Consider the following 16,435-nt stretch of genomic DNA (forward strand, 5'->3'; position numbering starts at 1 on the left):
AAGAGGGCCATGCATGCCCTCTAAAGTGCTCGAGCGTCCCGTTGGCGCCGGCCTTCACCTTTTGAGGTTAGGGCTGCAATCCACCCCTTCCTGCCGATCCGAAGGTCCGCATCGCCGGCTGGGTCGCGCCATTAACGGACGTTGGGCCAGTTCCAGGAACCGGACGTTCAGCATCAAGACGCGCGAGGGGTAACGACCCGTTGCTGCCTTTGGAGACACAGGAAGCTGAGGTCGCGCCCGCGACAGCACCGGAATGCTTCAGAAGTGATCGGCAACGACCACTCGACCACTGACTCCCGGACAACGGTTGTGGAGCGCCGAAAGCATTGCGTGTTCTGCGACCTCAACGTCGGCATCATAGGTCTCTTCGGGAAGCTCCAGCAGGAGCGCATCATGCATGGGCAGCATCACAACCTGCGCTCCGAGTTGCTCAGTCAATCGAAGGACCGCCTCCTTGAAAATCAGCGAGGCTGTTCCTTGCACTGCTTGGCTGGCGGCCCAGCGCCGCTCGTCGTGCCGCAGCTCACCGTTGCTCGTGCGGTATCGGCGATTTCCCAGCGCCGTCTCCACGTGGCCTGATTGCTGAAGTGCGTCTTCCATCGCCTTGCGGAAGCGCATCAAGCCTGGGAACTCCGAAACGAACGCCTGAAAGGCGGCTAGAGTCTCCGCCCGCGCCCCACCGCCGAGGATGTCTACAATCCTGTCAGGCGACATCCCATAGCTGAACGACAGGAACATTCGCTTGGCGACATCTCTCCGATCAGCAGTGTTGAATAGAGCGATGGCGAGTTCGCGGTAAATGTCGCCGGCGTTGTATCTCTCCAGAAACTGCCGATCCGCTGCGAGGGATCCAAGGATACCAGGCTCAAACTGCGCGAAATCGAGATAGGCCAAGCGTTTCCCAGGCCCGGCGGTGAGAACGTCCCGATAACTGCGGCGCATCTGCTGAAGGGCGGGGTTTGAGACGAGGATCCGTCCTGTCACCGTTCCCATGATCTGGAACTCTGGCCGAACTACACCTGCAGCGTCTCCTCGCAATCTAGCCAAGGCACGGAGATCGCGGGTCGCCCGTACCAAGGTGACAAGCTGGGCTGCGAAAGTGGAATATGTCGCCGCCAAGCGAACGTATTCTTCGAAGTTTGCCGCCGAGACGTGCGGAGTAAGATGGGCTGCATCGGTCCGCTCCAGCCAAGGCCCCACGTTGCGGAAGGTCAGTCCAGACGGGCTGACGCCCAAAGTCTCGGCGATGCGATTGTAGGCGGTGTATTTTTCGCGGTCAGCGACCGAGATCAGGGTATCGATTTTCGCTAGGTCCACGCTGATCCCGGCGCTCTGGCGACCGTAAAAAACCTGCGCTACCGGACGTTCAACGCCATCAAAGCGCTGCAGCTCTCCGCAATCGTCCAGCTCGTCGAGAGCCGCGTGCCATGCTGCTCTAAGCACGGCGAGCACCTGTTCAGCGACTGCTAAACGCTCTGCTTCGCCGGGCCATTCCGTCTCAGAAACAAACATCTTTTGAAACGACGCGGTGGCTGCCTCGGACGGCTCCCCTGAGGCAGTCTGCTTCAACATGCGCCATGGATCAGCAGCTTTGGCTCCCCCGTCGTTCTTGGCCTTACCGCGCAGAAGGCGGAGCGCTTCGCCGAGATCGATGAGGTCCGGAGGTGGAGCGACCCCCAGCGAACGGAGTTCAGTAATCAAGCGGGCAGCTTCTACAGTCACTATCGGGACTGCAGTTTCAGCTACCTCAGCCGCTGCGACCCGGCGGGACTGGCCCGCCGCCTCGGACAGGAAGAATTCGGCCCGCTCCAAGCCGAACGGGTCAGGGAGGTATGCGAGAACAGCGGCATCACGCATAATCCCGCTCCGCATCGATTATCTGACTGATGGAGGTAGACTCCAACGGCGAGAAATAAATTCGCTCACGCCGGTTGAGTGCCCGGTAGACACCATGCAGGTCGGCGCGAACATGCGGTGCGACATGGTCCCGAATAGCCGGAGCGAATGGCACTCCCTGCAAAGCGACTAGAGCCGCTCGCTGCCCAAGGAAAGATCGGAGGCTTCCGAACCTCGCCGCCACGTGTTCACGGTCTTCATCGGCACCAAGGCAGCCCAGGTAGAGGGTTGCTCCTGCTCGGCTCGCGCCATCGTCCTTCTCTGCGATAACTGTCCTTGCCCTCGCGATCAGATCCGGTCTGGCGAAGCCGCGCTGTCCCATCAGCTTCCAAAGGCGATAGTTCTGCCAGCCGTATAGTGAGCGATGGTCATCCAAGAGGTAGTGCGCGACCCCATCCTGCTCAGCCTGGCCCAACGGAACCGCGCGCAGATAGCGCACAAACTGATCGGTTGCAGCCGGATGGTCCGCCAGTCTCTCGATCACCAGCCGGGTCACTGGCTCGAAGTAGGCTGAGGGAACCGCAAACTCCGAACAGGTCGCAAGCATGACCATTCGATTCATGCAGTATCGAAACTCCCGAGTATCGATCCGCTCCCCATCGCCCTCCCGGAGAGCTCGTTCAGTGAGTTGCCTGAGGAGCGGAAACGACCTTGCGACCACCTGTCTCGAGCGAGTCGCCCACAGGGCGTCCAAATGCGAGATGTCGGGACTCCCAGCATCAAGACAATCGTTCACCGCTTCAACGTTTTCTACAGCGCAGATCGTTGTCTTTTTGGAGTTCACGGCAAGGCCGCGGTCTCTCAACTCGACGATCAGGTCCTTCAGGGCGCGTCGGGCTGCGTAGACATCCGGGCAAATGATCTTGATGTCGTCCATGTATCGGAAATACCGATACCCTTTCCCCCGCATCGCAAGGTCGATGGGCAGCATGTAGACATTCGCCAAGAATGAAGAGGCGTCACGGTTTTGAGGCAACCCTCTTCCGATCTCGAACGTCCAGTCTTGCAGGAGCTGAAACAACAACGTCACTTCGCTTCGAAGTTGCGCCTTTTCCGCAGGACTGCAGTTCGCCTGTGTAATGAGATCTGAAAGCAGGTCGCGGAGCTTCACCAAATCGATGTTATCGAAATAGTTGGTCAGGTCTGTCGATAGGAGCTGCTCCCCGGGCTGCAAGTCTGCGCGGACCGAGCCGACAAAGTCCTGCCAAGCCGCGATGCTTCTCCGGAAGAAGTAACGCTCATCTCGTCGATGAGGGTCGCGTCGGTGGCTATAAATGACTGGCGGGATCAGTGGGTCGATATGGACCGAAATCGACGACGCCAACGCATGATAGACAACCCGGTCGCAGATGCTCGTTTCTAGGCCGTAGCGAACCGTGAAGTTTGGTTTGGGGATGTTGAACACGTCGCGTGACGTGGGGACGTAGCGGCCATGATTGGCGGTGAAGTTCTGCTCTATGCGACTGCGCGGATCGCCAGATCGCATCAGGTCTTCATAGCCCAAGGCGTCCGGGAACCAGTCGTCGCGCATGTCCTGCCGGAGTTGCCGCAGCAGGATCGCCTCGTCGAACGAAATGGTTCCTAAGCTGATCGTCAAAGCGCCTCCCCCTACACCACAGATACCAGCGGGAACGCGTGACGTTCAAGCGCGACCGGTCTCCTCAACGAGGGCGGGGGTGCAGGCGGGCGCGCCGCCCAGACGATCAGCGGAAGACCTGCATGAGCAGGTCGCGAAGTTTGGCGCCGAACGTCTCATCGTCGACGGTCTTGCCGAGCGTCGCATGCACAACCTCCTGCAGGAAACGCATCAACATCAACTCAAGCTCGGAGCTGTGCTCTTCGTTGGCCTGCAGCTGTATGGTGGCGTCAGGCCGCACGTACATGACAATCGGCGTTTCCTCGTCGCCTTCAGGTTCGATCCTGGCCGTGCCCACCGCCTTATCCTTCAGCCCCTCGGCGAAAAACTTGGACACGTGCTCGGACTCGTTGGCCTGGGCGAAAATCATCACGTCGATGACCGCGCCTTCGGCAGGGCCGTCTGCGAAGAGAATATCGGCCAGCTCGTCGCCGAAGGCGTCCAGAAAGGACCCGATGCAGAGGGCCACAAAGATGGATTCGGCGCGTTTTCCCTCGTCCCGGATGGTGAAGAGAACCCGTTCGTCCTTTCCCAGATGGATGACCTGGATGAAGTCATCGTTTGGCCGATGACGAATAATCAGCCGATCGAAGTCGCTGATACACAGCGACGCCAGGGTCAGGAGGTCCTGCGTTGAAAACTGCCGATGGCGACTAAAGCCGAGGACCGCCAGCAACAACAACGAGCCCAGCGCCGGCCTTGTTGTCAGGTTGCGCATCTGGGAAGCCGCAAGCAGGCAGCGTGTGAAATTGGCGAACCACCAATCGTCGACGCCGAGGTCGAAATTCCTGACCAGGACGCCCAATACATGGGGTGCGACCGCGCGAGGGCAGTGTTCGAGCGCGACCTTGAGCGCCTCGACCCACACCCCGCTCCTTCCCAGCGCCTTCGCGTCAAGCGCGGTTCCAAATGCGCGCGCCATGATCTGCGGGGCGCTCTCCACATCCTTCAACGCCGCCGCCAAGAAACGCAGCAACCGCGAGGCCTCGTCCTGGTCGTCGGCCTTCAGGTAGGAAGCCACGGCGTCGGCATAGTCGTCGATCGCTTCGGGCATGCGGTCTTGCCAGCGTCGGGCGTCGCCGCGCTCTTCGAGGGCAAAACCATATTCGGACCAGGCGAAGCTGTCGGCGAACAAACCCGCGGCGTGGATGGCGTATTGCTCGGCGCGCTCGGCATGGGCTCGTCTTTCGGCACCGCTGGAGGCTTCGGCCGCCTCGTTCTCGGTCAACGCCAGGAGTCGGGAGCTGCGACCCTCGATATCAATGCGCCCGATCTTCTGACCGTTTTGGCCGGAAAGCTTATAGGCCTTGATTGCTTCGTCGATCCGGCCGCCCTCGCGCAGGACGTTGCCCAGGATGGTCTGGTTGATGGCGACGAGATATTGGTCACCCAGGGACTCGCCGATTGCCACGGCCTCGTTGGCCATCGCTTCGGCCTCGGCGAAACGCTTCTCGCGCCGCAACTTGGGAACCAGGAGGTTGCACAACCAGGCGCGATAGCGCGGCGAGTTCTGCTCGCCGCCGAGCGTGGCGCGCAGACGTTCGGATTCGGCCGCTCCGTCCGGCGAGATGGAGAGCGCGCCAATGAGATTGCGCGTGGCGGTATCGACGCCGTAGGCGTCCTTGAGATCGATGAAGATCTCGCGGGCGGACCGGAAGGCTGGCGCGGCGACGTCCACCTCGTTGGCGCTGAGAAGCGCCACGCCCTCCTCGATGAGGAGACGGCCATAGTCATCGAGCCGCCCCTCGTCCTTGGCCGCTTGGCCCAGTTGGCGAATGCGGGCCAAGTTCGCCACGGTCGGTGTGCGGCGCAAGGCGATCGAAGCCTGCAGCACGTCGATCGTCCGCTCCGCTTCCGCATCGCCGATCGTCCGAGCGATGGAGGAGGCTTCCTCGAGCAAGACGGGAACCTCGGCGGGACGGCCTTGATGGGCCTTGGCATCGGCCAGCGACAGTAACACCGAGATCAACGGACCATGTTCGGCCCGGTCTCGGTAGTAGGTCGCCAGGAACTCCAAGGCGTCTACGAGGTGACGGGTTGAACCGGTGAAGGCCGCCTCCCGCACGGTGCGGTTGGCCAGTCGCTCGGCAAGCTGGGGATCATCGTAGCGTCGGAGCGCGAAGGCCGCCCAGGCGCGCCCCGTTCGGGCAAGCTGCTTGGCCAAACGATCCAAGAGCAGCGCGCGCAGTTGGGGGTGATCGCCGAGCCGCGCGACGAGGCCCTCGCGATAATGCTCGTGGACGAAGCCAAAGCCCGCGGGCGTTTCGATCAGGACATCGGCCATCGGTTCGAGCTTGTCGACGATGGCGGTGGCCGCGCCGACCGGGCCGCCGACCAATGCGGCAAGGTCCGAGAGCGCCAGTGGCGTGGGCGACAACGCCATATAGCCAAGCAGCTCGCGGGCCCCCGCGTCGAGCACGTCGAAACTCTGGATAGGCGAAGAGCCACCGGCCGCCCTGCGCACTGCGATGGGCAGATCGCCGGGCTTGGCCGGAACGGTCGATCCGGCGATAGCCTCCAGCGCCGCTAGTTCATCAGGCGTAAAGGCGCTGACCTCGACGCGCTCGCCGGGGAGGTGGGCGGCGACGTCGCGGACCACGATAACGACCGAGCCCGTGCCGCTCGTCGCCAAGCACTCGCTCAGCACCGACCACACCGCCTCCACGTCGTCGGGATCATCCAGGACGATCGGCCAGCGGGTGGCCGACGCCCATCGCGAAAACAGCAGCGCACGGGCGTCGTCGAAAACCGGCGCGGCAAGTTCGGCGCCGTCGGCCACGCCCAAGGCGCGAACCATCTCGACCAAGGTCGCCCGGGGATCCAGGCCCCGCGCGTTGACGTAGGGCGCAGACCGTTCGGCGGCCCATTCGGCCGCCAGCGCGGTCTTGCCGGCCCCGGCCACGCCGTTGACCCAGACGATCCGCCCCAAGGCCGCCGCCTTGGTCAGGTGTTCCAGGAGCCCGGTCCGACGAATACGGAACGGGCTGCCGCGGAAGATGCGCTCCAGCAAGGCGCTCGCCGAACCGACGGACGAGTCCGCGCTCTGGAACTGCGCGACCTGGCGCGAGACGAGCGCTGTGATGTCGTCGCGAATACGCGCTTCGAGATCTTCCCCCTCTTCGTAGAAGTAGAGGGTGTTGGGGCCGGACATGATCTCGTCCAGCATCGACGCCAGCCGCGGGTTGCGGTCTACAGGCGGCTTGAGGACGTAGACCAGCAAATCCTTTTCGAGCCGCACGGCTTCGCGGTACTCGTCCTCGAGCCCGGAGATCATCATGCCCTTGGCTTCGTCGATCCAACCATAGGCGTTTCGGTAGATGGCTACGACGATGTGGGCACCCTGAAGCTTGCGCAGGTAGAAGGCTCGGGGTGCCTCGGCTCGAGCGCCCTCCCGCTCGAACTGTACGGCCGTGAAGTTGAGGCCTAGGATCGCACGACGCGCGGCTTCGCGCTCAGCGGCGCATTCGGCGATCGTCGAGCTGATGAAGACCTGGAGCCGGTCCGACAGGGCCATGGTCGCGGTGTGTTCAGCCATGGCCAAGCTCGCGCAACTGTGCATTCAGGTCGGCCAGAATTCCGGAAACCTTGGCGTCTTTGTCGAGCCTGCGGACCAGAAAAGCCGCATCGAGCTTAGCTTGCTCAAGGACCGCCTCGAGTTCGATCGTTTCCGGCCAGAAGGACGTGGACGCCGGCTCGACAATCACCGATCTGATCTTATCCAGCATCGCCAGCCGCTTGGCCTTTCCGTTGGGTTGATAGGCCAAAAAATCCGGGACGCGCAGATTGCACACGGCCTGCTCGGCTTGCCAGGGCGCACAGCCCGCCGCCTTGGCCCTATCGAGCAAGGCCTTGCCGTCCTGGCGATGGCGCAGCACGTGCAGGGTCTTGGGCAAGGCGGCCTTCAGGCGACGCTCGCGTTGCCGCGCCAGGGCCTGGGGCGACTGGTCGGGGTCGGGAAAGCGTTTGGTTAGTTCCGGCGGCGGCTCATGGCGGCCCCTCACCGCCGAGAAGGCCGGCCGATCCTCCGCCCGCGCATAGATGTTCAAGCCCGGCAGCATGATTGCGTTGGCGTGGTCGGGGCGAAAGCCGATCGTGCTGATGAGGGTGCCCGGTCGAGAGGGGGGCTGTTGCGCCACCGTCAGCACGATCGGCGCGATCGGCTCGTTGGCGTATTGCGCCAACTGCTGCAGGAAGGGGTGGCGGGTGTCCAAGGTCTTCATGACACTCGTGGTCATCAGCATCGGCTGGAGCACGGTGTCCAGGCCCGTCAGGCGCAGACGTAGCAGATCGGGCTGCTGGGACAGCGCGATCGCGTAGCCGGGATCGTCGAGCAGGATTTCCAGCTGCAGCGCGTTGGGCCCGACCGCGTCGCTCCACTCGCGGATCAGTGCCATGGCCGACTTCATGCCCGCCAGATTGGTTCCCACCAAGCTGAGGAAAGGCGGCCCGTCGGGCGACATGAGTCCATAGGCGCATCCGCTAAACCCGCCCGCGCTAAGGCGCCGGATGAGTTCGAGATTGGCGGCGGCCATCTCCGTGCGCGGCCAGCCCCAATCGTAGCCGCCCGCATCGGTCAGCAGCGAGGCGTCCGCCCTGGCGTCGCCGGCGGGCCCCTTGGCCTTGGCGCGCTTCTGGTGCTGCTTTTTTCCCATGATGCAACCCATGCTTACAGCGTCGCACCGCCGCAAGCCAACGCTCAAGCTTTCATTCCGGGTACGCCAAACACGGTCGCTCTCGCCCGGATTGGACCATCAGCTCGGGCGAAGACTGGTTCGCGCGCAAGCCGACCATCAGCAGCCCTTCTCAAGGTCTGAGAAGAGTCAGCTCTCCCCCTTCCAATCGCGATCATCCAGGACCTCCCTGCACAACAATCGACCTGACGCCAGCCGCCGGGACAATGCCTCCAGAAACCCCGCGTAGCGCTCCTGTCCCTTGGCGTTTTGCGCCTTCTGGTCCCCCGCCGCCAAACTAGGGGTCGCGGTCAGCCAGGCTTTCACGAAAAGCGCGATAGCCTCGTTGGAAATGGTGACGTCGCGGGCCAGCCGCTCGACCTCTCGGGTGATCCGGTCCAGACGGCGGGTCATGGCCGCCTCGGCGACCTCCCCACTATCAGCCGATAGGTACGAAGCCACTGCCGCTTGAACGATTTCCGACTTGGACCGCTTCATCCGCCGCGACGCCGCGTCCAGGGCCAAGACCGACTCCCGGGACAGGAAGACCTTCGTCTGGACCTTCACAGCGGAATTCCATCGTCAGGGTCCAGCGCCGCGATCCGCGCCGCATTGCGAAAGCGCCGCGACTGTTCGGCTTGAACACCGTCGTCGGCGTCGAGGTCGAGCTCAATATCTAGAGTGGCACCCTCCTGCGCCGGCGCGACCTCCGCCGGCGGATCCAAGTCCGGTTCTATCCGGTGCCCGCCCTCGTCATCGTCGGGATCACTGGCGCTGGCCGACTTCGTCCTCGAGGCTACAACCGACACCCATTCGATGACGTTCGCCGACACGAGGATCGCTGGTTTCGCAGGCGGCTTCTCTACCCGACCGGCAAGCTGCCGATCCAAATAGTAACGAGCCTTGGCGGCGCGGATCGGCGGAACCCCCGACACCTGCACGATCGCCTCGTCGGCCGGCAACTGCATCACCTCGCCGGGCGTCAGCAGAGGGCGCGCCGTCTCCTGGCGGCTGACCATCAGATGGCCGAGCCATGGTGACAGCCGATGCCCGGCATAGTTCTTCATCGCCCGCATCTCGGTTGCGGTGCCAAGGCTGTCGCTGATCCGGCGCGCGGTCCGCTCGTCGTTCGTGGAAAACGCGACGCGGACATGGCAGTTATCGAGGATAGAATTGTTCTCCCCGTAAGCCTTGGCGATCTGGTTCAAGCTCTGCGCAATGAGGAAGGCCTTGATCCGGTAGCCGGCCATGAACGCCATCGCCTGCTCGAAAAAATCGAGCCGTCCGAGCGCAGGAAACTCGTCCAGCATCAGCAGGAGCTGAGGTCGGCGCCTCGCCGTCTCGAGCCCCTCGGTCAGCCGCCGTCCGATCTGGTTGAGGATCAGACGGATCAGGGGCCGCGTGCGGCTGATGTCCGACGGCGGCACGACCAGATAGAGCGTCACCGGCCGCCCCGGAGCGACCAGATCGTCGATCCGCCAGTCGCAACGGGAAGTCACGGCCGAGACGATAGGGTCCCGGTAGAGGCCCAGGAAACTCATCGCCGTCGACAGGACGCCCGACCGCTCGTTCTCGCTCTTGTTCAGCAGCTCCCGCGCCGCGCTGGCGACCACAGGATGGACGCGTTCGCCAAGATGCGGCGTCGCCATCATCGCTCGTAGTGTGGCCTCGATCGTACGGCGAGGATCGGCGAGGAAGTTTGCGACACCCGCCAGCGTCTTGTCGGTCTCGGCGTAGAGAACGTGGAGGATCGCGCCGACGAGGAGGCTGTGGCTGGTTTTGTCCCAATGGCTGCGGCGCTCAAGCGCCCCATCGGGATCCACCAGGATGTCGGCGATATTCTGAACGTCGCGAACTTCGGTGGGGCCGCGCCGAACCTCCAGCAGAGGATTGTAGGCGCTGGAGATCGGGTTCGTCGGATCGAACAGCAGGACCGGTCCGACCGTCGCGCGGCATGTGGCGGTGAGCTGCCAATTCTCACCTTTTATGTCGTGGACAACCGCCGAGCCGGGCCAAGTCAGAAGCGTCGGCACGACCAGGCCCACGCCCTTGCCCGAACGCGTCGGGGCAAAGCACAGGACGTGCTCGGGACCGTTGTGTCGAAGGTACTGCTGCCCCAGTCGACCGAGGACGACACCGTCCTGACCGAGCAATCCGGCAGCCTTGGCCTCGCTCTCCGTAGCCCACCGCGCCGAGCCGTAGGTAGTCACCTTCTTGGCTTCGCGGGCGCGCCAGATCGACATCCCGATCGCCACAAGCACGGCGACCATTGACCCGCCGGCCGCCATGAACGCGCCGCGCGCGAACACATCGGGCGCGTAGGCCTCGTAGATGAACCACCAGACAAAGAAGGCCGGCGGCGGATAGACGGGCCACGACCCGAGGTGAAACCAGGGCGGCCCGAGTTGCGGCTGGAAGCCCAGTCGCCAGGCGGTCCATTCAGTCGCGAGCCATATGCCGGCCAAGGCCAAGAGGCCAACGACCAGGATCTGGCCCCAGAGGATTCTCGTTCCACTCATGGAGGAGGCTCACGTTCAAAGCCCTCTCCCCCGCTTGCGTCCGAGCGCCCAATCGACCCCTCCGCCCGGGGTCATGGTTCCTTTCACCTCCTGTCCGAGGCGGTCTTCCAAGGTCTTGGTCCAGGGCACGAGTTGGAAGCCAAGCCCATCGTCGATCATCGCGAAGCGGCCCGACGCCAGGTCCAACCGTCGCTGGTAGACGCCCTGCACGAGGTCCCCCGGCTTCAGGTCCGTGAAACTGCCGCCGCCGTTCGAGGCAATGTTGGCCGTGACGTGCGCGATCTCCCTGGATCGGAGTCCGGTGAGCAGCCCCGCCCGAGGCCGGCCGAACCGATCGATAAGACCCTGCTGTTGGAGATGACCGCGCCTTTGATCCAAGGCGTCACGCACCTCGCGGCCGAACCCCTGCTCTGCCAAGGCCGTCGGCTCCTTGACTACCAGTTGGCGGTCCAGCCAGGTCGCCCCTCTCGCCCTAACCTGCTGGTCGATCGGCAGGTCCGATCGGTGCAAGAGTTCTAGGGCGCGACCGCCTTCGTCCAGGGTGCGGATGCGAATCTCGACGAGACCGCCGACAGGGGTGTCACCCGCCGCGCCCAGGTCCCGAAAGCGAAAGTGATGCAGACGGCCATCGACGCCGTCCACCACCGCGTAGGCCTCTCCGGTCAACTCGTCATGAAGGCCGCGATCGCTGAGCCGTCCGACCAGCGGGGCCTCCAGTTCATCGCCTCGGATCTGCAGCTCGGAAAGGTCGCGTTCGCTTCTCCACGCTCTGTGCAAGGTCTTGATGATGTCGCCGCGTTCGCCCAGAGCACGCAGCCGGGCCTCGGTGTCCTCGTCGAGCCGCCAACGCCCGCCGACGTCATCCGCGAGATCCAGCTTCTGTAGAAACTTCACCCGGCCTATCAGCCGCGCAGGAACTTGGCCCGGCGCCGCTGCATCAGGTCGCAGATCGATCAGACCGTCCTCGTCGGCCCGCTGGCGAAGCCGCCGATCCAGGCTCGTCCAGCGCTCGGCTTCGACCTCGCGATCTAGCCCCGCTGCAATCTCCGCTGTTGTCCTTGGACCAAGTTCCAGGGACACCAGCGCCTCGGCGCGCCCGCGCATGGCATGGCCGATGTAGTCACGGTCGATTACCAGATCGCGGCCGTCCTCGCCGACACCTCGGACAAGGAGGTGAACATGCGGGTGCTCGGTGTTCCAGTGGTCGATCGCGACCCAATCCAGCCGCGTGCCCAGATCCTTTTCCGCCTGGGCCATCAGCTCTCGCGTCGTGGCGCGAAGGTCCTTCAGCGCCGCAGCGTCCTCGGGCGAAACGATGAAGCGGAAGTGGTGACGGTCACCGTCGCACCGATTGGCGAAGGCCTCGTGGTCCGCTTCACCATCGCGGTCGAACATCTGGGCCGGCGCCCCGTCCTTGGTCACGCCCTCGCGGCGGAGATAGAGCATGTGCCTGGTCAGCGGCGCGGCGCGGTAACGGCTGCCGCCATGACGGACGATGCGGGTCTTGATGACGACGCGGCGGTTGGACAGGGAGGATCGACGACCAGCGTCCCGCCCGCGGCCGGATCGCCGATACCGCGCCCCGCCCTTCAGATCGATGGCGCCCAGGCCGCTCTTACGTGTCGCGGCGAGCACCTCGTTCACGAAGCCGCGGCTGCGGGGCGCCGCTCCTGGGCCACGGTCGCCGATCCGTCCAAGGCGGAGGAAAAACTCGTGGTCGTCAGACATATCGGCAGCCCTGGCCGAAGGTCCCGGACAACGCTTTGAAAAACCTCTTGGACCTTGGAAATCCGGGACCAACCTTGTCCAGCAGGTCCCGGAATTTCCTCAACACCACCAAGGACATGGCCCCAAAGGGTCCCGGCCCTTTTATCTCGCCATCTACCCCGCTCCCGAGTTTGCGTTCGGTTGTTGCACTCTTGTTCTCCTTCCATGAGACGAACCATGTCGGGCTCCTGATGATCGAGGGAGGTCGGCCGTGGCGTCGAAGCGCTACCAAAACCGAGGACTGCGGACCTATTGGGCGGTCCACATCGAAGCGTGGCGGCTGAGCGGTCTGTCGCGCGCGGCATACTGCGGCGAGCACCGGCTCCAGCCCGGCGTCTTCAGCAGCTGGCTGAAGAAGATCGGTGACGCCGACGCCTTGCAGCACAAGCCTTCGAGCAAGCGAAAGCCGCCGCCGCGACGTTCCACCAGCGAGGTCCGCAACAGGGCCGTGCAGGCGTTCTGGGCCATGCACGTCGAGGCCCAACTGTGGAGCGGACTGAGCGCTGCGGAGTACGCCAGCGCCCATCGACTGACGACCTCGTCGCTGCGTCAGTGGCGTCAACGCCTGGACGAAGACCCCCTTGGGATCGATTGGCGAGAGCTCGTTCATCCCAGCGCCCGCCCGTATGTGGGTCCCAGACGAAGCACTAGTGCTAAGGCCCGGACGCCGGAATCCGGCTTGACGGACGTGACCAGGACCATCCGCGACGGTGACGGTCGGAGTAGCCGACGGACGTTCAGCGACGCGCAAAGGCGCGCCATCGTCGCCGAGACGGAAGCGCCCGGAGCCACGGTCAGCGCGGTGGCCAGGAAGCACGGCGTGGTCACCAGCATGGTGTTCCGGTGGCGCGCCCAGATGGGCCTTGGCCAGGACGAGCGCGCCCGGCTGGCTCGCGTTCGGCTGGTCGGCGATGGTCTCAAAGCGGCGGGCCAGACTCCCACGGCGGGCATCCCACTGCCCATTCCCGAGGGCGCGGTGGCCGTCGATCTTGGCGACGGACGCCGGGTCTTCGCGCCGCCCGGGAGCGATCCGGACGAGGTCCGGCGGTACGTGGCCCAGCGGGAGGCGGCCCGATGATGATCATCCCCTCCGGCGTGAAGGTGCATCTGGCGCTGGGTCAGACCGACATGCGCAAGGGCTTCGACGGCCTGTCGATGCTGGTGCAAGACCTGCTGAAGGAAGACCCGTTCTCGGGCCACCTGTTCGCCTTCCGGGGACGAAAGGCCGACACCATCAAGCTGCTCTACTGGGACGGAACGGGCCTGTGCCTGTTCACCAAGCGGCTGCAACGCGGGCGCTTCATCTGGCCCCATATCACCACGCCGGGCGGCTGCGTGGTGCTCACGCCCGCCCAGCTCGCCATGCTGATCGAAGGCATCGACTGGCGGTTCCCAGAGCGCACCTGGAGGCCCGCCATCGCCGGCTGAAGCCACGCCAAAACCCCTGCCAAATAAGGGGAAAATGCTTGGTCGCGGAGTCCGAAAATAGTAGAATCGGGCATGCGGCTGGATCTGGAAAACCTGCCTACCGACACGGCCTTGCTGCACCAGTTGGTGCGCGAAATGGCCGGCTTCGTCGGTGAGCGGGACAGCGAGATCGAGCGGCTCAAAGCCATCATCAAGCAGCTCCAGCGCGCCCAGTTTGGCCGCCGTTCCGAGCGCCTGGACGCCGATCAACTGGCGCTGGCCCTGGAGGATGTGGAGACCGATCTGGCCGCCGCCGAAGCGCGCCGGCCCGACATCCTGCCGACGCCCGCGAAGGCTCAGCCCAAGCGCAAACCGCTCCCCGACCATCTGCCGCGCGAAGACCGGTTGATCGACATCGACAGCCCGGTCTGCGCCTGCGGCGGCGCCCTGCACAGCATCGGCGAGAGCGTCAGCGAGATGCTGGACTGGGTCCCGGCGCAGATGCGGGTGATCCGGATCGTGCGCCCCAAGTACGCCTGCCGGGCCTGCGCCACGGTGGTCCAGGCGCCGGCGCCGGAGCGGCCGATCGATGGCGGCCTGGCCACGCCGGCGCTGCTGGCCCAGGTGCTGGTCAGCAAGTACTGCGACCACACCCCGCTCTATCGGCAGTCCAAAATCTTCGCTCGGCATGGCGTGGATCTGGAGCGCTCGACGCTGGCTGGTTGGGTCGGCGGGGCGTGTTGGTGGCTGCAAGCCCTGCACGACAGGCTGGCCGAAAACCTGTTCGCCAGCGGCCATCTGTTCGCCGACGACACGCCGATCCCGGTGCTGGATCCTGGTCGGGGTCGGACCAAGACCGGACGCCTCTGGGCCTACACCCGTGATGATCGGCCGTGGGGCGGACCCGAGCCGCCGGGCACGGTCTATGTCTATGCGCCGGACCGAAAGGGCGAGCGCCCGGCCGCCCATCTGGGCCGGTTCAAGGGCGTTCTCCAGGTCGATGGCTATGCCGGCTTCGAACCGCTGACGGCGTCCGGGGACGTCAAGCTGGCGGCCTGTTGGGCGCACACTCGGCGCAAGTTCTATGAGATCGCCGAGTCCACCAAGGCGCCCGTGGCCGTCGAGGCGTTGCGCCGGATCGGCGAGCTCTACGCCATCGAAGCCCAGGTGCGCGGCCAGTCGGCGGCGCTGCGGCGGGCGGCGCGTCAGGAGTCTTCCCGTCCGCTGGTCGATGCCCTGCACGCCTGGTTCGAACGTCAGCTCACCCGCGTGCCGCCGCGCGGCGCTCTGGCCGAGGCCATTCGCTACGCCCTGGGCCGCTGGGACGCCCTCAGCCTGTTCCTCACCGATGGCCGCATCGACCTGGACAACAACCCCGTCGAGCGCGCGATCCGGCCCATTGCCTTGGGCCGCAAGAACCACCTGTTCGCCGGTTCGGACGGCGGCGGCGACCGCTGGGCCGTGGTCGGTTCGCTGATCGAGACCGCCAAGATGAACGGCGTCGAGCCCTTCGCCTACCTGCGTGATGTGCTGGAGCGCATGGTCGATGGGCACCCCGTCAACCGCCTCGACGAGCTGCTGCCCTGGGCCTGGAAGCGCGGAAATCACGTCAACACCTGACCGACGTGCAGCGGCCGGACGCTTACGCTCCCGAAATCCGCCCCTTCACGGCCTGTCCAAACCTCCTCCGAGGCGGCCGCTTGCAGCTGAGCGGTCATGGCGTCACACGACCCGGCGCGCCGACGAACAGCAGCCCTGGGGTCGCTTTGCCCTGATGATCCGGCGTGATGATAAACAGTCCGGCCGCGCGCCAATCGATCCCGGCCGGCGCAACCCTGACCGCCTTGTCGGCGCCCGACGCCAGGATCGACCGCTCGACCTTGGCCACGTAGTTCAGCGTTTCCGTCGGCAAGGGCCGGACCCCCGCGCGCGCCTCGGCGTAGCGCGTAGGCCCAGCATTGTAGGCGGCCAGAAAACCCCGGGGCCCGAACTGATCGTAGAGCTGGCGAAGATATGCTGCTCCGGCCATCACGTTTCTACGCCGATCGAACGGATCCGAACCCAGCCCATGCTGCGCGCTGAGGGCGCGCCAAGTGGCGGGCATCAACTGCATCAAGCCCATCGCGCCCTTGGGCGAGATCGCGTGCGCGTCACCCCCGCTCTCGGCGGCGATCACGGCGTGGATCCAATTGGATGGCAGCGCGAAGCGCGCGGCGGCCTCATCCACCAGGAAGTTGACCGACGCCTCTTGAGAAGCAGGCGTCGCGCCGTAGGAGCCCGCCAGCGGCGTCAGGGCGGCCGCCGCAGAGAGGCCTAGGATCACCAGAACGGTTGATGCCTTGCAGGATGGCTTGTGCGATGTCCGGTCACTCTCAAGCGTGCGACCGTGCTCGCCACCCTCAAGGGGAGCGCGCAAAGCGCGCCGGCCCAAGGGCCGCCCTTGACCGTGCCTGCGCGCGGCCGCTGTCGCGACCTTGGCCGGGACGAGGAAAGAAGCGCAAAGCGGGCCGAACAAGGAAAGAGGAGACGCGTGGAGCATA

Annotated in this window: 11 protein-coding genes; 3 read left to right on the forward strand and 8 right to left on the reverse strand. The window is 64.8% G+C overall.

Going from position 1 to position 16,435, the window contains the following annotated elements; genetic code table 11:
• Positions 1-258: 258 nt before the first annotated feature.
• From CSW62_RS14055 to CSW62_RS14085, 7 genes are all read right to left on the reverse strand, one after another.
• Positions 259-1,857, reverse strand: coding sequence for a DNA polymerase (locus CSW62_RS14055; RefSeq protein WP_158235443.1), 1,599 nt, complete (start codon positions 1,855-1,857; stop codon positions 259-261).
• Positions 1,850-3,493, reverse strand: a complete 1,644-nt coding sequence (locus tag CSW62_RS14060; protein ID WP_099578794.1) for an RNA-directed DNA polymerase — start codon at positions 3,491-3,493, stop codon at positions 1,850-1,852. Before CSW62_RS14060 ends, CSW62_RS14055 begins: the two co-directional genes overlap by 8 nt.
• Before the next feature lie 106 nt (positions 3,494-3,599).
• Complete coding sequence (locus CSW62_RS14065; RefSeq protein ID WP_158235444.1) at positions 3,600-7,067, reverse strand: DUF4062 domain-containing protein; 3,468 nt, start codon at positions 7,065-7,067, stop codon at positions 3,600-3,602.
• Positions 7,060-8,184 carry a hypothetical protein gene (locus tag CSW62_RS14070; protein ID WP_143324400.1) on the reverse strand — a complete coding sequence of 375 codons (1,125 nt, stop codon included), beginning with the start codon at positions 8,182-8,184 and terminating at the stop codon, positions 7,060-7,062. The genes CSW62_RS14065 and CSW62_RS14070 overlap by 8 nt, the downstream gene beginning before the upstream one ends.
• Before the next feature lie 168 nt (positions 8,185-8,352).
• Positions 8,353-8,727, reverse strand: coding sequence for a CopG family transcriptional regulator (locus tag CSW62_RS14075; RefSeq protein WP_369827474.1), 375 nt, complete (start codon positions 8,725-8,727; stop codon positions 8,353-8,355).
• Between the two features lie 38 nt (positions 8,728-8,765).
• Positions 8,766-10,721: a conjugal transfer protein TraG gene (locus CSW62_RS14080; protein WP_099578801.1), complete on the reverse strand. Its 1,956-nt coding sequence runs from the start codon at positions 10,719-10,721 to the stop codon at positions 8,766-8,768.
• A gap of 15 nt (positions 10,722-10,736) precedes the next feature.
• On the reverse strand, positions 10,737-12,449 hold the full coding sequence (locus CSW62_RS14085) for a DUF3363 domain-containing protein (RefSeq protein WP_099578803.1): 1,713 nt from the start codon (positions 12,447-12,449) through the stop codon (positions 10,737-10,739).
• Positions 12,450-12,954: 505 nt separating this feature from the next.
• Here CSW62_RS14085 and CSW62_RS27260 point away from each other — a divergent pair.
• The 3 genes from CSW62_RS27260 to CSW62_RS14105 all read left to right on the forward strand — a co-directional run bounded on the left by CSW62_RS27260 (position 12,955) and on the right by CSW62_RS14105 (position 15,515).
• The gene (locus tag CSW62_RS27260; protein ID WP_099578457.1) at positions 12,955-13,566 is read left to right on the forward strand and encodes a transposase; all 612 of its coding nucleotides are present in this window, start codon (positions 12,955-12,957) and stop codon (positions 13,564-13,566) included.
• The gene (gene tnpB, locus CSW62_RS14100) at positions 13,563-13,916 is read left to right on the forward strand and encodes an IS66 family insertion sequence element accessory protein TnpB (RefSeq protein WP_062095312.1); all 354 of its coding nucleotides are present in this window, start codon (positions 13,563-13,565) and stop codon (positions 13,914-13,916) included. The genes CSW62_RS27260 and tnpB overlap by 4 nt, the downstream gene beginning before the upstream one ends.
• 72 nt (positions 13,917-13,988) lie before the next feature.
• Complete coding sequence (locus CSW62_RS14105; protein WP_099578459.1) at positions 13,989-15,515, forward strand: IS66 family transposase; 1,527 nt, start codon at positions 13,989-13,991, stop codon at positions 15,513-15,515.
• Between the two features lie 94 nt (positions 15,516-15,609).
• Here the strand turns inward: CSW62_RS14105 and CSW62_RS14110 are convergent, their stop codons facing one another.
• Positions 15,610-16,434, reverse strand: a complete 825-nt coding sequence (locus CSW62_RS14110; RefSeq protein WP_099578805.1) for a lytic transglycosylase domain-containing protein — start codon at positions 16,432-16,434, stop codon at positions 15,610-15,612.
• Between the last annotated feature and the right edge of the window lies 1 nt (position 16,435).

The organism is Caulobacter sp. FWC2 (genome assembly GCF_002742625.1).
Taxonomy (GTDB): domain Bacteria; phylum Pseudomonadota; class Alphaproteobacteria; order Caulobacterales; family Caulobacteraceae; genus Caulobacter.

Coding starts and splice junctions, on each gene's coding strand:
- CSW62_RS14055 (WP_158235443.1), bottom strand. CDS start 1,857: ATGCGTGATGCCGCTGTTCTCGCATACCTCCCTGACCCGTTCGGCTTG.
- CSW62_RS14065 (WP_158235444.1), bottom strand. CDS start 7,067: ATGGCTGAACACACCGCGACCATGGCCCTGTCGGACCGGCTCCAGGTC.
- CSW62_RS14070 (WP_143324400.1), bottom strand. CDS start 8,184: ATGGGAAAAAAGCAGCACCAGAAGCGCGCCAAGGCCAAGGGGCCCGCC.
- CSW62_RS14080 (WP_099578801.1), bottom strand. CDS start 10,721: ATGAGTGGAACGAGAATCCTCTGGGGCCAGATCCTGGTCGTTGGCCTC.
- CSW62_RS14085 (WP_099578803.1), bottom strand. CDS start 12,449: ATGTCTGACGACCACGAGTTTTTCCTCCGCCTTGGACGGATCGGCGAC.
- CSW62_RS27260 (WP_099578457.1), top strand. CDS start 12,955: ATGCACGTCGAGGCCCAACTGTGGAGCGGACTGAGCGCTGCGGAGTAC.
- tnpB (WP_062095312.1), top strand. CDS start 13,563: ATGATGATCATCCCCTCCGGCGTGAAGGTGCATCTGGCGCTGGGTCAG.
- CSW62_RS14105 (WP_099578459.1), top strand. CDS start 13,989: ATGCGGCTGGATCTGGAAAACCTGCCTACCGACACGGCCTTGCTGCAC.
- CSW62_RS14110 (WP_099578805.1), bottom strand. CDS start 16,434: ATGCTCCACGCGTCTCCTCTTTCCTTGTTCGGCCCGCTTTGCGCTTCT.